The following is a 16587-nucleotide window of genomic DNA, read 5'->3' as shown; positions in this document are numbered from 1 at the left end:
CGACGCACCTGTGACGGGAAGGAGAGCACGATGACCGCCACGACCAGCACCCCGAACCGGGTCCGGACCCTGCCGGTCCTGCTCGCCACCGAGGACGACGCCGAGGACATGGGCCTGCTGGCGCCCGACGACCGGCTGACCTGCCACGTGCACGGCCGGTGGATCCACCAGTGCGTCGCCTCGCCGGCGCACGTCAGCCCGGTCACCCGGCACCGCTGGTGCCGCGGCTGCCGGACCGAGCTGGCCGTCGCGGTCGACGAGCTGTCCCTGGCCGTGGCGATGTCCTGCCCGCGCTGCGGGCACGGCGGCAGCGCCGCCACCACCCGGCTGACCGCGGCCTGCCGCGCGAGCCTCGCCGCGGAGCGGGCTGAGCGTGCCGCGCGCCGCGCGGCCTGAGCGGGTGCCGGGCGCCCCACCACGTGGCCGGCTCAGCCGGGGACCCACATCGTGACGCGGGTGCCGCGGCCCGGCTGCGAGTCCACCGTGCCGTGCCCGCCGACCTCGGCCAGCCGGGCCATGATGGACTGGCTGATCCCGAAGCCCGGCGGCCGGTCGCGGACGTCGAAGCCCTGCCCCTGGTCACGCGCGACCACCGCGATCCCGCCGTCGCGTTCCTCCACGCGCAGCACGACCTGCTTCGTCCCCGAGTGCTTGACGGTGTTGCGCAACGCTTCCCGGACCGCTTCGCACAACGCGGTGCGCCGGTCCTGCGACACCTTGTGGTCGTCGGCGAAGTCCGCGGCGACGAGCTGGGTGCGCAGGCCATCGCGCGCCAGCTCGGTGGCGACGTCTGCGAGTTCGACCGCGAACCCGCGCGTCGGCCCGCTCGGCACCGGCTCGGTGATCCTGCGGCGCAGCTCGGCCGCCTCCGCCTTGGCGACCGAACGCAGCTCCGACAGCCTGGTGACGGCGTGGGCGTCGTCGCCCGGTGCCGAGATGGCCAGCGCTTCGAGGGTCTGCAGGACGCTGTCGTGCATGATGCGCCGGGTCCGGCGGCGCTCGGCTTCGCGGCCGCGCCGCAGCCCGATGTCCACCGCGAACCGCGTGCCGACGCCGAGCATGATGAGGATCGCCACGGCGAGCACGATCGCCACGGCCAGCGCCACCATGCAGCCGATCGACCGCGTGAGGGCGAGCTGGTGGCTCAACGGCAGCCCGCCGGCCAGGGTCAGCGCGGCCCGGAGCGGAACGGCCGCCGCGAACAGCCACAGCGCCGCGGGCAGCCCGGACGTGCCGGCCCACATGGCGACCGAGCCGACGAGCCAGGTCCAGGACACGTCGACGGCGAACGGCTGAATGACGGCCGGGGCGGTCACGGCGACCACGAGGTTGAGGGCCACGCCGAGGGAAAGGTCCAGACCGAGCGCGCGGCCGGTGAGGCGGGCCCGGAGTCCGCCCGAGCGCAGCACCCAGACGATCGCGGCGGTGTTGGCCACGACGGCGAAGAGGGTGGCGCCCAGCACCGGGCCCAGGCCGAGCGTGCCGTTCGCGGCGGTGAACCCGATGAAGACCTTGACGAAGGCGGCGACGCGGTAGGCCAGCGGCACGGCGACCCAGTAGCGCGAGGCGCGGGCGAGCGTCGCGTCGCCGACGGCGGTGAGGTCACCGCTGTCGGCGATGGGCTCGGCGGGTTCCGCGGGTGTGCCGCTGCGCAGCAGCGTGCGGACGAAGGCGCGTGGCGGTGCGGCAGAGCCCGCCTCGGGCATCGGTGGTCCCCATTCATCCGGCCGTCCGGGCGGCCTGAGCCTGGCAGCGCGGAAGGGGGATAGTCAACCGTCCCGGCCAGGAGCCAGCCCGCTGGAGCAAAGCCCTCGACCGGTTCGTGATCTCCCGGCCGACCGGGGCGAGGGGGATTGCGTCGGCCGCGGCACGGTTCTCCGGCCGCGCCGTCAGTACGCGTGGAACATCGTGTCCTCGCCCGTGTACTCCGCCCAGCCCGGCGAACCCGTCGTCGCGAAGCGGTGCCAGGCGCCGTTCAGTTCCGCGGCCAGCTCGTGCGGCGGGTTCTCGCCGAGCAGGCCGCGCGGCCCCGAGGCGGCGTCCAGCGCGCCGAACACGAACGGCAGCTCCAGCCCGTGGCACGCGCCCAGCCTGCCTTCGAGCAGGGGCGAGCCCCACTCGAACTCGTACCGGAACGTCCGGCCGGTGTGGTGCTCGGCGAGGTCGCGCACACCGTCGCGGAAGACCAGGTCCGTCAGGGCCTCGACCAGGACCTCGCCCGCCGTCCGCCCCGAACCGAGGCCGTACGCGTACAGCACGCCCGCCGGGTCCGGGTGCGACACCGCCAGGGAGGCCACCGCCTGGTCGTCGGTGACCGCTTCCAGCGCGCCCGTCGGGACCAGGTAGAGCCGCATCTCCTCGCTGCAGCTGCCCACGATCAGGTCGACGTCGCGGCCCGCGCCTTCCTTGATCGCCTTGGCCGGGTGCCGGGGGAGGACGTCGTCGCCGATCACCGGGAGGAACGGGCTCAGGCCGTAGCCGCGGTCGTAGCCCAGTGCGTCGCGCAGGTCCGGGGCGCCGCCCGGGCGCAGGACCGCGTCCTGGGCGTCGAGCAGCTGCTCGGTCGACACCTTGCGGAACGCCTCCGCGGTCGGTTCCGCCTTCAGCTCGTCGGCGACCACCTTGGCCAGCCGGCGCGCCTGGACGCCGTCGCGGACCATGTCCGGGTGTCCGCTTTGGACGATGGCGCGGTGGAAGAGCCCCGCCGAGAGCGGCGAGCCGAGCAGGCAGGCGACGCTGACGGCGCCCGACGCCGCGCCGAAGAGGGTGACGTTGGCCGGGTCGCCGCCGAACGCCGCGATGTTCTCCTGCACCCAGTGCAGGGCGGCGAGCTGATCGCGCAGGCCGAGGTTGGTCGCGCCGCCGTCCAGGGGGAGGAAGCCGTCGATGCCGAGCCGGTACTGGACGGTCACCAGCACGGCGCCGGCGCGGGCGAACGCCGTGCCGTCGTGGACCGCTGCGGACGCGGCGCCGCCGATGAACGCGCCACCGTGCACGAACACCAGCACCGGCAGGGAAGCGGCGCCCGGCTGCGGCGTCCAGACATCCACCGTCAGGTACTCCGGCCCCGGGCGCCAGCCGGTGCCGGTCAGCGGGGTCAGGTCGAGGCCGGGCACGTCGTGACGGCGCTGCGGCGCCGTCGGCCCCGGTCTTTGCGTGTCGCGGACGCCCTCCCACGGTGGCGCCGGGACGGGCTCGGCGAAGCGCAGCTCGCCGTCGGGCGCGGCGGCGTACGGGATGCCGCGGAAGAGCACCACGCCGGCAGGGGTGACCTGACCGCGGACCGCGCCGGACGTGGTGGAGACGACGGGGTCGGTCATGCGGGGGTCCCTTCGTGGACTGTCGGGGGAAGTGCCCGTCAGCCTAGGACCGCGGACGGGCCGCCGTCATGGGCGTTCCGTCTCCGAGCTTGTCGCGGATGGATAACGGCGCCTGGCCCGGATCGGCCGGACGCGCGGCGACACCGTGAATTCCTCTTGCGGGGGTGCGGGCAGGGCGCCTGGGGAACGCCCTGCCCGCGAGCGTCAGCCTTCGAGGCCCTCGAGGAGGTCCTCGATGGTGATCGGGATGTGCCGGACCCGGATGCCGGTGGCGTTGTACACGGCGTTGGCCACCGCCGCCGCCATGCCGACCGTGCCGATCTCGCCGAGGCCCCGCGCGCCGACCGCGTTGTGCAGGGTGTCGGGGTACTCGACGAACTGGACGTCGACCTCGGGGATGTCGGCGTTGACCGGGAGCAGGTAGCTCGCGAAGTCGCCGTTGGCGAGCCGGCCGTTCGCCTCGATCTCGAGGCCCTCGTGCAGCGCGGCCGAGACACCCCAGATCATGCCGCCCATGATCTGGCTGCGAGCCGCCTTGTCGTTGATGATCCGGCCGGCGTCGAACACCCCGAGCATCCGGGACACCCGCGCCTCGCGCGTCCACCTGTGCACCCGGACCTCGCAGAACTGCGCGCCCCACGAGGCGAAGGAGTGCTTGGTCATCTCCTCGCCGGGCGCCGACGTCCCGGTCACCTCGAGCGTTTCGCGCCCCACGGCCCGCAGCAGCTCGCCGAAGGTCATCGACTCGCCGTCGGCGAAGACGCGGCCGTCGGCGTAGGTGACCTGGCGCCCGGCGAACGGTGCGCCCGGATCGGCGGCGAGCGCGGTCAGTTCGTCGATCGCCTTGGCGGCGGCGAGCATGATCGCCGTGCCCGCGCTCGCCGTCGCCGTCGAGCCGCCCGACATGCCGCCCGGCGGGAGGGCCGAATCGCCGAGGCGCGGGGTGATCCGGTCCGCCGGGATGTCCAGCGATTCGGCGCCCACCAGGGAGAGCACGGTCAGCAGGCCGGTGCCCGGGTCCGCACCGCTGGTCGCGACGTCGGCGGTGTCGTCCGCCCGCAGCGTGATCCCGACGGTGGCCGGGAACCGCAGGGCCGGGAACACCGCGGTGGCGACACCCTGGCCGACGAGCCAGTCGCCGTCGGTGCGCGTGCCCGCCGGGCGGTTCGCCCAGCCGAACCGGTCGGCGCCGATGCGGAAGCACTCGTCGAGGTGCTTGCTCGACCACTGCAGGTCGTGGCCGGGCGGGGCGGTCGAGTTGTTGCGGACGCGCAGCTCGATCGGGTCCATGCCCAGCTTCACGGCGAGCTCGTCGATCGCGCTCTCCAGCGCGAACGAGCCGGGTGCCTCGCCGGGGGCCCGCATGAACGTGGTCGGCGGGACGTTCAGCGGCACGACCCGCTGCGTGATCGACAGGTTCTTCGTGGCGTACCACTCGCGCGAGGTGCCGTGCGACGTCGGTTCGACGAACGACCGCGCGGTGTCGCTGTGGCACCACGAGTCGTGCCTCAGGGCGACCAGGGTGCCGTCCGGGTCGGCGCCGATCGCGAGCTTCTGGATCGTCGAGGCCCGGCCGGCGGTGGCGGTGAAGACCTGTTCGCGGGTGAGCGCGGCCTTCACCGGGCGGCCCAGGGCGCGGGCCGCCGCCGCGGCCAGGAACGCCGGCGTCGACGTCCGCCCCTTGCCGCCGAACGCGCCGCCGACGAACGGGTTGACCGCGTGGACGGCCTCCCGCGGCAGGCCGAGCGCGACGGCCAGTTCCGTCGCCTGCATGTCGGAAGCCTGGTTGCCGCTGTAGACGGTCAGCTCGCCGTCGTCCCACACCGCGACCGCGGAGTGCGGCTCCATCGCGGCGTGGTTCTGCGTCGCGGTCGAGTAGGTCGCCTCGACGACCACCGGGCTCGCGGCCAGGGCGGCATCGATGGATTCGACGCCGTCTTCGAAGACTTCGATCTCCGGGGGAGCGCCGTTGAACGTCGGCGGCGCCATTTCGGCGGTGTCGAGGGACTCGGCGAGCGAGGTGCGGGCGGGCCGCTCGCGGTAGGCGACCTCGACGAGGGCCGCGGCGTCCCTGGCCTGCTCGAACGTCTCCGCGACGACGAAGCCGATCGGCTGGCCGTAGTAGGAGACTTCCTTGTCCTGCAACGGAACCCACGTCTCGCCGAACACCGGCAGGCTCGGGGTGTGCAGCGTCAGCGGGTCGAACGGGGTGTACACCTCGAGCACGCCCGGTGCGCTCTTCGCCGCGGTGGCGTCCATCGCCTCGATTTCGCCGTGGGCGATCGTGCTGAGCAGGATGTAGCCGTAGACCATGCCGGAGAAGGTGTGGTCGGCGCCGTACTTGGCGCCGCCGGTGACCTTCAGCGGCGCGTCCAGCCGGGTGATCATCGGGAGCTCCCCTCGGGCAGTTCGAGCAGGGCCCGGACGATGGTCCGCTGCAGCAGCGGCACCTTGAACCCGTTCTCGGACAACGGTTGCGCGCCGTCGGTGGCCACCGCGGCGGCCGCCTGGAAGGCGGCCTCGGTCGCCGGGTTGCCGCGCAGGGCCGCTTCGACGGCCGGCAGCCGCCACGGCACCGTCCCGACGCCGCCGGCCGCGACCCGGGCGTCGGCGACGATCCCGTCCCGGACGTCCAGCGCGACGGCGGCGGAGCACAGCGCGAATTCGTAGGACTGCCGGTCGCGCACCTTGACGTAGGTGGAGTTCGCGGCCCAGTCGAGCCGCGGCACGATCACCTCGGTGATCAGTTCGCCGGGGCGCAGGTCGTTCTCCACGGCCGGGGTGTCGCCGGGCAGCTGGTAGAAGTCGCCGAGCGCGACCTCGCGGGTGCCGGTCGCGTCGGCCAGCCGCAGGCGGGCGTCGAGCGCGACGAGGGCGACGGCGACGTCGCTGGCGTGCGTGGCCACGCACGAATCGCTCGTGCCGAGGATCGCGTGCATCCGGTTCGCGCCGGTGAGCGCGGAGCAGCCGCTGCCGGGTACGCGCTTGTTGCACGGCATGGCGACGTCCCGGAAATACGAGCACCGCGTGCGCTGCAGCAGGTTGCCGCCGATGCTGGCCATGTTGCGCAGCTGCTGGGACGCGCTCAGCAGCAGCGCGCGTGAGATCGCCGGGTAGACGCCCGGGTGCGCGGCGATGGCGCTCATCCGCTCCAGCGCGCCGAAGCGCAGCCCGTCGGCGGTGTCGATGCCCCGCAACGGCACGTCGTTGATGTCCAGGACGTGGTCCGGCGTCAGGACGTCGAGCTTCATGAGGTCGACCAGGGTCGTCCCGCCGGCGAGGTACGTGCCGGGCGTGGCGACCGCCGCCTCGACGGTGGTGGGTGCGGTCAGCTCAAAGGGACGCATCGGCCCGCCTCGCCTGCTCGACCGCCTTGACGATGTTCGGGTAGGCCGCGCACCGGCAGAGGTTGCCGGACATGAACTCCCGCACGTCGGCGACGTCCTGCTCGACGGCGGCGACCGCCGACATGATCTGCCCGGCGGTGCAGAACCCGCACTGCAGGGCGTCCTGGTCGACGAACGCCTGCTGCACCGGGTGCAGCCCGTCCTCTGTGGACAGTCCTTCGACGGTCGTCACCGGCTGCCGGACGGTGGCGGCCAGGGTGAGGCACGAGAGCACGGGCTTGCCGCCGACGTGCACGGTGCAGGCGCCGCACTGCCCGCGGTCGCAGCCCTTCTTCGGGCCGGTGACGGCGAGGCGCTCGCGCAGCGCGTCCAGGAGCGTGACGCCGGGATCGACGTCGAGGTGTTCGGTGGTGCCGTTGACTTCGAGTGAGATGTCCACTGGTCTCTTTCCGCGGAGCCGGGCGGGTTGCCCGACGGTGTGGTGGGGCGGTGAAGGCGGGAGCGGATAGTCATCCGCTTCACTCGGTCGCGAGGCTAGCGGATTACAATCCGCTTGGCAACGAACCGCTCGGGCTGGAGCAGCTCCAGCACTCGGCTAGATTCAGCGGGACGGCACGACCTCCGGGAGGAACGATGACGACCGGATCGGTCAGCCCGCGCCGCGCGGACACGCGGCGCAACCACGAGCGCATCCTCGTCGCGGCGGCGGCGTCCCTGGCCGAAACCGGCGAGGTCTCGTTCAACGCGATCGCCAAGCAGGCCGAGGTCGGCGTCGGCACGGTCTACCGGCACTTCCCGACGCCGGAGGCGCTGATCCTGGCGGTCTACCGGCGGGAGGTCCGGCACATCGTGGAAGTGGTGCCGGTGCTGCTGGACAAGCACGCCCCGGACGAAGCGCTCCGGCTGTGGGTGACCGACCACGTCGCCCACTACATGATGACCAAGAAGGGGCTGGCGGACGCGCTGCGGACCGCGACGGCGGCCCGGGGCGAGCTGCCGGGCGACGCCTTCGAGGACATGCTCGGCGCGGTGTCGGCGATGCTCGAAGCCAACGTGGCGGCCGGGACGGTCCGGCCGGGCCTGACGCCGGTGCTGGTCATGCGCGGACTGGGCGGCCTGCTGTGGCTCGACCCGAACGGCGACTGGCAGCGCGACGCGGCGGAGCTCGCGGACTTGCTGTGGCACGGGATGGCCGCGCAGCCGGGCTAGGCTTCGCCGCCCCCGAGGTCGACGGTGACGGTGACCCGCCCTTTCCCGTCTCGGCGGGCGACCGCGTGCCCGGTGCGGTCGGTGTCGTCGAGTTCGAGGGTGAGCGGAGCGCCGTCCCCGGTGAAGTTGCGCCACCACGATTTCGCATCGGGCATCGCCACGCGGATGGTGACGACATCGCCCGCCCGCTGAAAGGCGACCGGCGTGCTGAAGGTGCGGCCCGACCGCCGGCCGGTGTAGCTGATCCGGGTGAGATGGCGGCGCACGAGCGGCCCCCATCGAGGTGAGGTCCGGAGCGCGCCGACGCACGTGTTGACGCGCTCGACGGCCTTCTTCGGGAGCGAACCTCGATGCACCACGTGGCCTCCTCTGGCGGGATGCTGCCACGGTACCGGAAAACGGAGAAGAGGGTTCCGGTTGAGGGCGGGCCGCGCCTGGGCGGCTTGGCCCGCCGCCTCGGCTCGAGGTGGGAAGTGCGCCGCCGCCTCGGCTTGAGGTGGGAGGCCGGGGCCCTGGCTCGGCGCAGGAAGGCGGGGCCGCCGTGGGCTCAGGTGGGCGGGCGGTGCCGCTTCGGCCTGCGAGGAGGCAAGGCAGCGGGCTTGAGGTGGGCGGGCGGTGCCGCTTTGGCCTGATGGGGGAGACAAGGCTGCGGGCTTGGGGTGGGAAGGCGGAGGTGCTTGGGCTCGCCACGGAAGGCGTGGCTGACTGGCGAGAGGCGGACAGCGCGCCGCCGAGGGCGGGGCGGGCCGTGGCGGGCGGGCCGACGTGCGAGCCGCCCTTGCCGATCAGCCGGCGGTCTGGGCGCGGCCCGGTCGGCGGACCAGCTCGAACGGCAGCGCCCCGCCGCCGCGATTGCCGTTCGAGCGACCGTTTGCCAGCCGTGGCCTGGCCCTGCCCGGGGCGAGATCCCCGGCGCGGGGCCTTTGGCGGGCGAGGGGCCCGCGCTCTAGCTGGATGTCGGGAAGTTGAATGCGGCTTCGGTGTGGGGCCAGCGGGTGGTGACCACCTTGGCTCGCGTGTAGAAGCGGACGCCCGCGGGGCCGTGGATCGGGCTGTCGCCGATGAGGGAGTCCTTCCAGCCGCCGAAGGAGTAGTACGACATCGGGACCGGGATCGGGACGTTCACGCCGATCATGCCCACCTTGACCTCACGCTGGAACTTGCGCGCCGCTTCGCCGCTCGCCGTGAACACCGCGGTGCCGTTGCCGTAGGGGTTGGCGTTGATGAGCGCGATCGCCTCGTCGAGCGTCTCGGCGCGGACGATCGCCAGGACCGGGCCGAAGATCTCCTCGCGGTAGGCGTCCATCTCCGGGGTGACCTCGTCGAGCAGGGACGGTCCGACGAAGAAGCCTTCTTCGTGGCCTTCGACCTGCAGGCCGCGGCCGTCGACGACGACCTTCGCGCCTTGCTCCGCGCCGCGGGCGACGGAGTGCGTCACCCGGTCGCGGGCGGCTTCGGTGACGACCGGGCCCATGTCGCTGGCCGGGTCGGTGCCCGGGCCGACCTTCACCTCGCGGGCCTTGCGTTCGAGGATCTCCACCAGCTTGTCGCCGGCCGAGCCGACGGCGACGCCGACGGAGATGGCCATGCAGCGCTGGCCGGCCGAGCCGAACGCGGCGGCGGTGAGGTGGCCCGCGGCGTACTCGAGGTCGGCGTCGGGCAGGACGACCGCGTGGTTCTTCGCGCCGCCGAGGGCCTGGACGCGTTTGCCGGCCGCCGTGCCGCGTTCGTGGACGTACTTGGCGATGGGGGTGGAACCGACGAACGACACCGCCGCGATGCCGGGGTGGTCGAGGATGGCGTCGACCGCCGTCTTGTCGCCGTGCACGACGTTGAAGACGCCGTCCGGCAGCCCGGCTTCGGCGTACAGCCGGGCGACGAAGTTCGAGACCGAGGGGTCGCGTTCGCTGGGCTTGAGGACGAACGTGTTGCCGGTGGCGATGGCGATCGGGTGCATCCACAGCGGCACCATGATCGGGAAGTTGAACGGCGTGATCCCGGCGACCACGCCCAGGGGCTGGTGGAAGTCGTGCACGTCCACGTCGCGGGAGACCTGGTCGGAGAAGCTGCCCTTGAGCGCGTCGGCGATGCCGCAGGCGTACTCGACCACCTCGCGGCCGCGGACGATCTCGCCGCGGGCGTCTTCGATCACCTTGCCGTGCTCGGCGGAGATGATCCGGGCGAGCTCGTCTTCGTGCCGCACGAGCAGCTCGCGGAAGGCGAACATCACCTTGGTGCGCTGGGACAGCGAGGAGTCGCCCCAGTGCTCGAAGGCCTTGCCCGCGGCGGCGACCGCAGTGTCCACATCGGACGGCTCGGCCAGCAGCACCGAAGCCTGCCGCTGCCCGGTGGCGGGGTCGTAAACCGGCGCCGTGCGGGTGGAGCCCGCCGGGGTGGCCGTGCCGTTGATCCAGTGTTCGATGGTGTTCACGGAGTCCTCCGGGTAGTGGCGCCGGTGCGGGTTCACAGCAGTCCGACCGCGGTGTCGACGGCCTTGGCGACGTCGCCGTCGTGGGGGTAGAGCAGCGACCGGCCGACCACCAGGCCCTGCACCGTCGGCTGGGTCAGGGCCCGCTGCCAGGCCGCGAAGGCCGCGTCCGGGTCCGTCACCTCGCCCCCGAGCAGGACGGCCGGCAGCGTCGAGGACGCCAGCACGCGCTCCATGTCCTCGACCACGGGGAGCTTGAGCCACGTGTAGGCCGAGGACCGGCCGAGGGCGGCGGCGATCGTGATCGACTTGATGACGGCGTCGGGGGAGAGGTCGTTGCGGAGGCGCCCCTCGACCCACGTCGACAGGAACGGCTCCACCATGGCGATCAGCTTGCGGTCGGCGAGCTCGTTGACCGCCTTCGCGGTGTTCTCCAGGACGCTGGGCGTGGCCGGGTCCGTCAGGCAGATCCGGGTCAGGGTCTTGCCGCCGTCGAACCGCATCCGCTCGATCGCTTCCGCGTCGTAGCAGGCGAACCGGTCGTCGATCTCGAAGCTCGACCCGGCCAGCCCGGTGCGGTTCATCGATCCGAGCACCGTCTTGCCGTCGAGCACGCCGAGCAGCAGCAGGTCGTCGATGACGTCCGCGGTCGCCAGGACGCCGGTGACGCCCGGGCGTTCCAGTGCCAGGCACAGCCGCTCCAGCAGCTCGCCGCGGTCGGCCATCGCCGAGGGGTTGCCGCCCACCGCGTTCGCGCCGCGGGCGGGGTGGTCCGCCGCGATGATCATCGTGCGGCCCTTGTCGTTGAAGGGCGACTCGGCCCGGATGCGGTTCGCGGCGGCCTCGGCGATCGCTTCCGGGGCGCGCACGCGTCGGGCGACGATGCGCCGCAGCACGTCGGTCACAGTTCCGCTCCCAGCTCCCGGTCTTCGAGGCGCGCTCTTCGTGCCCCTGCCGTCGACGATTCCAGCGGGCCGAAACTTTGTCAAGACATATGGACAACACGTCATCCCAACAGGTGGCGCGCAGACGGTAGGCTTCGCGGATGAGCAAGCTGGACGCCGCCTTCCCGGCCTGGGACGCGGGGCGCGAGATCGTGCTGGACCCGGGCAGCCCCGAGCCGCTGTACTTCCAGGTGTCCCGGCAGCTGCACGCCGCGATCGAGGACGGCAGGCTGCCGGCGGGAGCGCGGCTGGACAACGAGGTCGACCTCGCCGCGAGCCTGCGCCTGTCGCGGCCGACCATCCGCCAGGCGATCCAGACGCTGGTCAACCAGGGGCTGCTCGTGCGGCGGCGCGGCGTCGGCACGCAGGTCGTCCGGACGAAGGTGGCCCGGCCGCTGCGGTTGAGCAGCCTGTTCGACGACCTCGCCGGCCTGGGTGGCACGCCGGAGACGGCGGTGCTGGTCAACCGGGTCGAAGAAGCCGCCGCCGACGTGGCCGGGCTGCTGGAGGCGCCCGGGCTGACGCACGTCCGGCGGCTGAAGCGGCTCCGCTCGACCGACGGCGAGCCGCTCGCCCTGATGAACAACTACCTGCCCGACGGCGTCATCGACCCCGCGGACGACGAGCTGCGCGAGCGCGGGCTCTACCAGCTCCTGCGGTCGGCCGGGGTGCGGCTGCACGCGGCCGAGCAGAACATCGGGGCGCGGCTCGCCACCGAAGCGGACGCGGAACTGCTCGGCGAGGAGCCGGGGGCGGCCTTGCTCACCATGCAGCGCACGACGTACGACGACTCCGGGCGGGTCGTCGAATACGGGTGGCACGTGTACCGGGCGTCCCGGTACACGTTCAACCTGTCGCTGACGAACGGGCCGCAGTAGGGCTCCGGCGCAGCGCCAGTACCACCGTGTCGTCGGCGTGCAGCACGACGTCGTGCATCCGGGTGACCAGCTCGCGGGGCAGCTCCGCCGCCGGCCACCCGCGGCGGGCCTCGGCCAGCGCCAGCAGCCGGGCCTGGCCCTCGTCGATGTCCTTGCGGCTCTCCACCAGCCCGTCCGTGTAGAGGAGCACCGTGTCGCCCTCCGCCAGGACCACGTCGACCAGCTCGCGGGTCCCCGGGTCGGGGAAGCCGACCCCGCGGCCCGGCGCCGGCGGGGGCAGCAGCCGCGCCGGCGCGGCTGCCGTGACCAGTACCGGCTCCGGGTGACCGCCGTTCGCGAACCGGGTGCGGCCGGTCGCCGGGTCCACGCGAGCCAGCAGGACGGTGGCCATGAGGCCCGGCTCGATCGCCGCCAGGGTGTGCGCCGCGTGCGCGATCAGGTCGCGGAACGGGTGCCCCTCCAGGGCGAGGGTGCGGATCGCGTGCGTGATCGTCAGGGCGTGCCGGGTCGACGTGACGCCGTGGCCGACCGCGTCGACCAGCGTCACGTGGACCTGGCCGTCCGGCAGGACGAACCAGTCGTACAGGTCGCCGCCGGTGGGGGAGTCCTGGTCGGTCGGCGAGTAGTGCACGGCCAGCTCCAGGCCCGGCACCACCGGCGGCCGCGGGCGCAGGGCGTCCTCCAGTTCGCGGAAGATCGCCGCGTGCGCGCGGCGGAGCTGCTCGTCCCGCTGCTCCAGCTCGACGTACATCGCCAGCACGCCGCTGTTGGTCTCCGCGAGCTCGTGCTTCAGATCCCGCTGCTCGCCGGCGAGGGTGTCGGCGCGGGCCACCAGCGCCAGCATCTCTTCGCGGGTCGCCCGGTCGTCGTCCGGGTCGGCCGGGGCCGCCGGTCCGCCGCCGGTGAGGTGCCAGGTCAGCGTGTGGCCGTCGGCGCGCTCGGGCAGCAGGGGCAGGGCGTCGCGGGTGCCCTGGCTGACGGCGTGGTCCAGCCGCACGGTGACGGCGAGCCGCCGGTCCGCGGCCGCTGTCGCCACGTCCACGTTCTCCCCCGCGGTGAGCGCCGGTTCGGCGAGCAGCGTGACGGCGAGGACGAGCCGCCCGCGGTCGTCGGTGGGCACCCCGGCTTCGGTGCAGGCCGTGCGGAGGCGCCGCCGGATCCGGGCCAGGTCGGGACGCATCAGGCGGGCCGGTCCGCGCGCAGGGCGAGCATCGCCGCGTCGTCGCGGGCGTTGCGGTGCCGGTGGGCCAGGTCCGCGGCGAGCAGCAGCAGGTCCGGCGCCCGGCCGGGGACGCGCCAGCCGGTGCCGACCCCGTCGGTGTGCAGCACGACGACGTCGTCCTCGGCCAGCGCCAGGTGCCGGACCGGCGCCGACGGCAGGGTGAACCCGACGATGCCGGGGGTGCTGAGCAGCAGCCGCGACGGGCCGCCGCCGAGGCTCGCGCCGCTGACGTTGCCGACGCCGCAGAACTCGAGCCGCCGCGGCGCGATCCGCACGAGCGCGACCGCCGCGCCGCGGGTCGTGCGCAGCGCGCGGTGCATGTTCGTCAGCTGGTGGGGCAGCGGGCGGTCCGGGTTTTCGGTGAACACGCGCAGCGCGGCGTCCGCGGCTTCGGCGGCGTCGGGGCCGTGGCCGAGCCCGTCGGCGACCACGGCGGTCCGGCTGCCCGTGACGTCGGCGAGCGCGACGGCGTCCCCGCAGTACTCCTCGCCGTCGCGGGGCAGGCGGAAGTGCCCGATCGCGCGGTGGGGCGCCGGCGCCCCGGGGTCGAGCAGGCGGGCGGCGGCGAGCGTCCCGGCCGACGGCGAGGACGTGATCCGGAACTCGGCCGCCATCCGCTTCACCGCGCCCAAGCCGGTGCCCAGGGTGGCGGTGGTCGTGTTGCCGTCGAGCAGCCAGTGGTCGAGGTCGGCCATGCCGGGGCCGTCGTCGGCGGCCAGCACGTCGACGCCGCGCCCGGTGAGCGAGCTGTGCCGACCAGGGGCTTCGCCACCCGGACCCCCGAAAAGCGATCGTTGCACGAACACCGAGCCGCCGCCGGCGTGCTTGGCGATGTTGCTCGCGAGCTCGGCCGCCACCACCGCGGCGCGATCGGCGAGCACGTCCGCGAGCCCGGCCTCGCGCGCGGCTTCGCGGGCGACGCGGGCGGCGGCGTAGCCCGCGCTGGGGTGGTCGACGCGGATCTGGCGCGTCAGGCCGGCGACGGTGGCGGTCATGGCTTCCAGCGCACGACCGTGACGGTGGTGCCGCGGCCGGGCGTGGTGTCGAGGTCGAACTCGTCGACCAGCCGCCGCGTGCCGCCGAGTCCGTGCCCGAGCCCCGCGCCGGTGCTGAAGCCGTCGGTCATCGCCTGGTCGACGTCGGCGATCCCGGGTCCTTCGTCGCGCACCCGGAGCCGGATCCCGAGCCGCCCGGCCGGGTCCCGCACGGCCTCGACGGTCATCGTGCCGCCCCCGCCGTGGATGTAGGCGTTGCGGACCAGCTCGCTGGCCGCGGTGACGATCTTCGTCTGGTCGACGATCGTGAACCCGGCGGCGACCGCGGCCGCGCGCACGGCGTGCCGGGCCGCGAGGAGGTCCTCCTCCACCCGCACCGGGTGCTCGCCGGAGGGGACGGTCCGCTCGTCAGGAAGCATGAGGCGCCTCTTCGGCGGCCTCGGCGGGACGGCGCCAGCCCAGCAGCTCCATCGCCTGTTCCGCGTTGAGCGCGGTCCGGACGCCGGTGAGCCGGAGCCCGAGCTCGGTCAGGGTCAGCGCGACGGCGGGGCGCATCCCCGCCACGATCATCCGCGTGCCGAGCAGCCGCCCGGTGCCGGCCAGCTGCATGAGCACGCGCGCGACGAACGAGTCGATGATCTCCAGCCGGGAGATGTCGATGATGACGCCGCGGATGCCTTCGTTCGCGATCCGCTCGGTCAGCTCTTCGGTGAACGCGAGAGCCGTCTTGTCGTCCAGGTCGCTCAGCAGCCCGCCGAGCAGGATGTCCCCCAGCCGCAGGATCGGCAGGCCGGCGGTCACCCGGTCACCGCGCCCGGGCGGGCGCTGTCGCCGAGCAGCTGCATCGCGGTCGCCAGCGCGTCGGCCAGCGAGCCGCGGGTGACGATGTGCGAGAGGTCGATGCCGAGCTGCGTGATGGTCTGGGCGATCGACGGGCGGATGCCGCTGATCACGCACTCCGCACCCATCAGCCGGACGGCGCTGACGGTCTGCAGCAGGTGGTGCGCGACCGCGGTGTCCACGGTCGGGACGCCGGTGATGTCGATGATCGCCACCCGCGCCTCGTTCGCCTGGATCGCCTCCAGGAGGCTGTTCATCACGACCTGGGTGCGGGCGCTGTCGAGCGTGCCGATCAGCGGCACCGCGAGGACGTGGCGCCACAGCCGCACGACGGGCGTGGACAGCTCCAGCATCTGGCTGTGCTGTTCGCGGATGATCCGCTCGCGGCCGGCCGAGTAGACCTCGAAGGTCAGCACGCCCGCGCTGTCGAGCAGCTCGTTGACCAGCAGCGCGGCCCGGTAGCGCAGGGCGGAGTCGTCGGTGTGCCGCTCGATCGCGCCCAGCATCGTGCGCTTGAGCGCGAGGATCGCCATGGCGGTGGCCGACGGCTGGGCGCCGGCGCGGGCGCGGCGTTCCGACAGCGACGTCAGCGCGTCCCGCACCGCGGGGTCCTGGTCGACGATCCGGGACACGGGGAGCGTGCCGCCGAGTGCGTTCCGGAGGGCTTCCAGCAGCTCGGCGGCTTCGCGGCGCAGATCCTGGCCGGTGCGGTCGCCGTCGCCCGGCTCTTGCCCGGCCCAGTCGTGGACCAGCGCGGACCGGTCCTCCGTCAGCATCCGCGCCAGGACCGAGCGGACCTGGCTGTCGTCCGTGCCCAGCACCGACGCCTCCTCCGTGGTTCGGGGCGCGCTCTGCTGTACGCCGACTGAGTGATTGTCATATAACAACAGTTGTATCAGGAACGCAAATCCGGGAGGTCCCCGGCCGCCTCGGCCAGCGCCCGGTACTCCCGCAGCCCGGCGGCCAGTGCGGTCCGGCCCGCGGGGCTCATCTTCGCCAGCAGCGCCTCGACGCGGTCCCGCCGCCGCGCTCGCAGCTCCTGCAGGTACGCCCGCCCGCGATCGGACAGCCGCAGCGTCAGCTCCCGCCGGCTGCGCGCGCTGGGCAGGCGTTCCAGGAACCCGACCGCTTCCAGCCGGTCGCAGAGCCTGCTGACCAGCGGCGGCGTCGAGCCCAGCTGCTCGGCCAGCTGCCGCAGGTTGACCCCGTCGTGGCGATCCAGCGCGACCACCGCGCGCAGCTGCGACACCGACAGCGGGCGCGGCGAAACGTCCCGCTCCCCCTCGACGACCGTCTCCAGGAGGCGGGCGAGGTCCGACACGGCGGCCGTCCCGTCCGGGGCGGCCTGCTCGCGGGATCGATCCACGGCGTCCACTCTGGCATCCCTATGCTGAACCGGCAGCA

17 protein-coding genes are annotated in these 16587 nt (G+C 73.6%); 3 read left to right on the top strand and 14 right to left on the bottom strand.

What is annotated here, in order from left to right; genetic code table 11:
• The first annotated feature begins 30 nt into the window (after positions 1 to 30).
• Complete coding sequence (locus ACWED2_RS18440) at positions 31 to 396, top strand: hypothetical protein (protein WP_449691690.1); 366 nt, start codon at positions 31 to 33, stop codon at positions 394 to 396.
• A gap of 32 nt (positions 397 to 428) precedes the next feature.
• On the opposite strand, the gene ACWED2_RS18435 is transcribed toward ACWED2_RS18440, so the two are convergent.
• The 5 genes from ACWED2_RS18435 to ACWED2_RS18415 all read right to left on the bottom strand — a co-directional run bounded on the left by ACWED2_RS18435 (position 429) and on the right by ACWED2_RS18415 (position 7106).
• Positions 429 to 1706 (bottom strand): sensor histidine kinase, encoded by a 1278-nt coding sequence (locus ACWED2_RS18435; protein ID WP_449691689.1) that lies wholly within the window; start codon positions 1704 to 1706, stop codon positions 429 to 431.
• Between the two features lie 183 nt (positions 1707 to 1889).
• The gene (locus ACWED2_RS18430; protein WP_449691688.1) at positions 1890 to 3320 is read right to left on the bottom strand and encodes a carboxylesterase/lipase family protein; all 1431 of its coding nucleotides are present in this window, start codon (positions 3318 to 3320) and stop codon (positions 1890 to 1892) included.
• Positions 3321 to 3524: 204 nt separating this feature from the next.
• The gene (locus ACWED2_RS18425; protein WP_449691687.1) at positions 3525 to 5708 is read right to left on the bottom strand and encodes a xanthine dehydrogenase family protein molybdopterin-binding subunit; all 2184 of its coding nucleotides are present in this window, start codon (positions 5706 to 5708) and stop codon (positions 3525 to 3527) included.
• Positions 5705 to 6667 (bottom strand): FAD binding domain-containing protein, encoded by a 963-nt coding sequence (locus tag ACWED2_RS18420; RefSeq protein ID WP_449691686.1) that lies wholly within the window; start codon positions 6665 to 6667, stop codon positions 5705 to 5707. The genes ACWED2_RS18425 and ACWED2_RS18420 overlap by 4 nt, the downstream gene beginning before the upstream one ends.
• Positions 6654 to 7106 (bottom strand): (2Fe-2S)-binding protein, encoded by a 453-nt coding sequence (locus ACWED2_RS18415; RefSeq protein WP_449691685.1) that lies wholly within the window; start codon positions 7104 to 7106, stop codon positions 6654 to 6656. The genes ACWED2_RS18420 and ACWED2_RS18415 overlap by 14 nt, the downstream gene beginning before the upstream one ends.
• Before the next feature lie 194 nt (positions 7107 to 7300).
• Between ACWED2_RS18415 and ACWED2_RS18410 the strand changes: the two genes are divergently transcribed.
• Positions 7301 to 7876 (top strand): TetR/AcrR family transcriptional regulator, encoded by a 576-nt coding sequence (locus ACWED2_RS18410; protein ID WP_449691684.1) that lies wholly within the window; start codon positions 7301 to 7303, stop codon positions 7874 to 7876.
• Here the strand turns inward: ACWED2_RS18410 and ACWED2_RS18405 are convergent.
• From ACWED2_RS18405 to ACWED2_RS18395, 3 genes are all read right to left on the bottom strand, one after another.
• On the bottom strand, positions 7873 to 8235 hold the full coding sequence (locus tag ACWED2_RS18405; RefSeq protein WP_449691683.1) for a hypothetical protein: 363 nt from the start codon (positions 8233 to 8235) through the stop codon (positions 7873 to 7875). The two genes, ACWED2_RS18410 and ACWED2_RS18405, sit on opposite strands and share 4 nt — an antisense overlap.
• 587 nt (positions 8236 to 8822) lie before the next feature.
• Entirely contained in the window at positions 8823 to 10307 is a 1485-nt protein-coding gene (locus ACWED2_RS18400; RefSeq protein WP_449691682.1) for a CoA-acylating methylmalonate-semialdehyde dehydrogenase, read from the bottom strand.
• A 32-nt stretch (positions 10308 to 10339) separates the two neighbouring features.
• Positions 10340 to 11209: a Cgl0159 family (beta/alpha)8-fold protein gene (locus ACWED2_RS18395; protein ID WP_449691681.1), complete on the bottom strand. Its 870-nt coding sequence runs from the start codon at positions 11207 to 11209 to the stop codon at positions 10340 to 10342.
• A 140-nt stretch (positions 11210 to 11349) separates the two neighbouring features.
• Between ACWED2_RS18395 and ACWED2_RS18390 the strand changes: the two genes are divergently transcribed.
• Complete coding sequence (locus ACWED2_RS18390) at positions 11350 to 12126, top strand: GntR family transcriptional regulator (RefSeq protein ID WP_449691680.1); 777 nt, start codon at positions 11350 to 11352, stop codon at positions 12124 to 12126.
• On the opposite strand, the gene ACWED2_RS18385 is transcribed toward ACWED2_RS18390, so the two are convergent.
• The 6 genes from ACWED2_RS18385 to ACWED2_RS18360 all read right to left on the bottom strand — a co-directional run bounded on the left by ACWED2_RS18385 (position 12095) and on the right by ACWED2_RS18360 (position 16558).
• Positions 12095 to 13306 carry a PP2C family protein-serine/threonine phosphatase gene (locus ACWED2_RS18385; protein WP_449691679.1) on the bottom strand — a complete coding sequence of 404 codons (1212 nt, stop codon included), beginning with the start codon at positions 13304 to 13306 and terminating at the stop codon, positions 12095 to 12097. The two genes, ACWED2_RS18390 and ACWED2_RS18385, sit on opposite strands and share 32 nt — an antisense overlap.
• On the bottom strand, positions 13306 to 14343 hold the full coding sequence (locus ACWED2_RS18380) for an ATP-binding protein (RefSeq protein WP_449691678.1): 1038 nt from the start codon (positions 14341 to 14343) through the stop codon (positions 13306 to 13308). The genes ACWED2_RS18385 and ACWED2_RS18380 overlap by 1 nt, the downstream gene beginning before the upstream one ends.
• Positions 14340 to 14762 (bottom strand): ATP-binding protein, encoded by a 423-nt coding sequence (locus ACWED2_RS18375; RefSeq protein ID WP_449691677.1) that lies wholly within the window; start codon positions 14760 to 14762, stop codon positions 14340 to 14342. The genes ACWED2_RS18380 and ACWED2_RS18375 overlap by 4 nt, the downstream gene beginning before the upstream one ends.
• Positions 14752 to 15144, bottom strand: a complete 393-nt coding sequence (locus ACWED2_RS18370) for an STAS domain-containing protein (protein WP_449691676.1) — start codon at positions 15142 to 15144, stop codon at positions 14752 to 14754. The genes ACWED2_RS18375 and ACWED2_RS18370 overlap by 11 nt, the downstream gene beginning before the upstream one ends.
• A complete protein-coding gene (locus ACWED2_RS18365) occupies positions 15141 to 16004 on the bottom strand; it encodes an STAS domain-containing protein (protein WP_449691675.1) in 864 nt (287 codons plus the stop codon). The genes ACWED2_RS18370 and ACWED2_RS18365 overlap by 4 nt, the downstream gene beginning before the upstream one ends.
• Positions 16005 to 16078: 74 nt before the next feature.
• Positions 16079 to 16558 (bottom strand): MarR family transcriptional regulator, encoded by a 480-nt coding sequence (locus tag ACWED2_RS18360; protein WP_449691674.1) that lies wholly within the window; start codon positions 16556 to 16558, stop codon positions 16079 to 16081.
• Positions 16559 to 16587 lie beyond the last annotated feature (29 nt).

The organism is Amycolatopsis sp. NPDC005003, assembly GCF_053600695.1.
This window is presented reverse-complemented; position numbering and strand designations above follow the sequence as displayed.

Excerpts from the sequence above, each read along its gene's own strand:
- ACWED2_RS18440 (WP_449691690.1), top strand. The coding sequence starts at position 31 with ATGACCGCCACGACCAGCACCCCGAACCGGGTCCGGACCCTGCCGGTC.
- ACWED2_RS18435 (WP_449691689.1), bottom strand. The coding sequence starts at position 1,706 with ATGCCCGAGGCGGGCTCTGCCGCACCGCCACGCGCCTTCGTCCGCACG.
- ACWED2_RS18430 (WP_449691688.1), bottom strand. The coding sequence starts at position 3,320 with ATGACCGACCCCGTCGTCTCCACCACGTCCGGCGCGGTCCGCGGTCAG.
- ACWED2_RS18425 (WP_449691687.1), bottom strand. The coding sequence starts at position 5,708 with ATGATCACCCGGCTGGACGCGCCGCTGAAGGTCACCGGCGGCGCCAAG.
- ACWED2_RS18420 (WP_449691686.1), bottom strand. The coding sequence starts at position 6,667 with ATGCGTCCCTTTGAGCTGACCGCACCCACCACCGTCGAGGCGGCGGTC.
- ACWED2_RS18410 (WP_449691684.1), top strand. The coding sequence starts at position 7,301 with ATGACGACCGGATCGGTCAGCCCGCGCCGCGCGGACACGCGGCGCAAC.
- ACWED2_RS18390 (WP_449691680.1), top strand. The coding sequence starts at position 11,350 with ATGAGCAAGCTGGACGCCGCCTTCCCGGCCTGGGACGCGGGGCGCGAG.
- ACWED2_RS18385 (WP_449691679.1), bottom strand. The coding sequence starts at position 13,306 with ATGCGTCCCGACCTGGCCCGGATCCGGCGGCGCCTCCGCACGGCCTGC.
- ACWED2_RS18380 (WP_449691678.1), bottom strand. The coding sequence starts at position 14,343 with ATGACCGCCACCGTCGCCGGCCTGACGCGCCAGATCCGCGTCGACCAC.
- ACWED2_RS18375 (WP_449691677.1), bottom strand. The coding sequence starts at position 14,762 with ATGCTTCCTGACGAGCGGACCGTCCCCTCCGGCGAGCACCCGGTGCGG.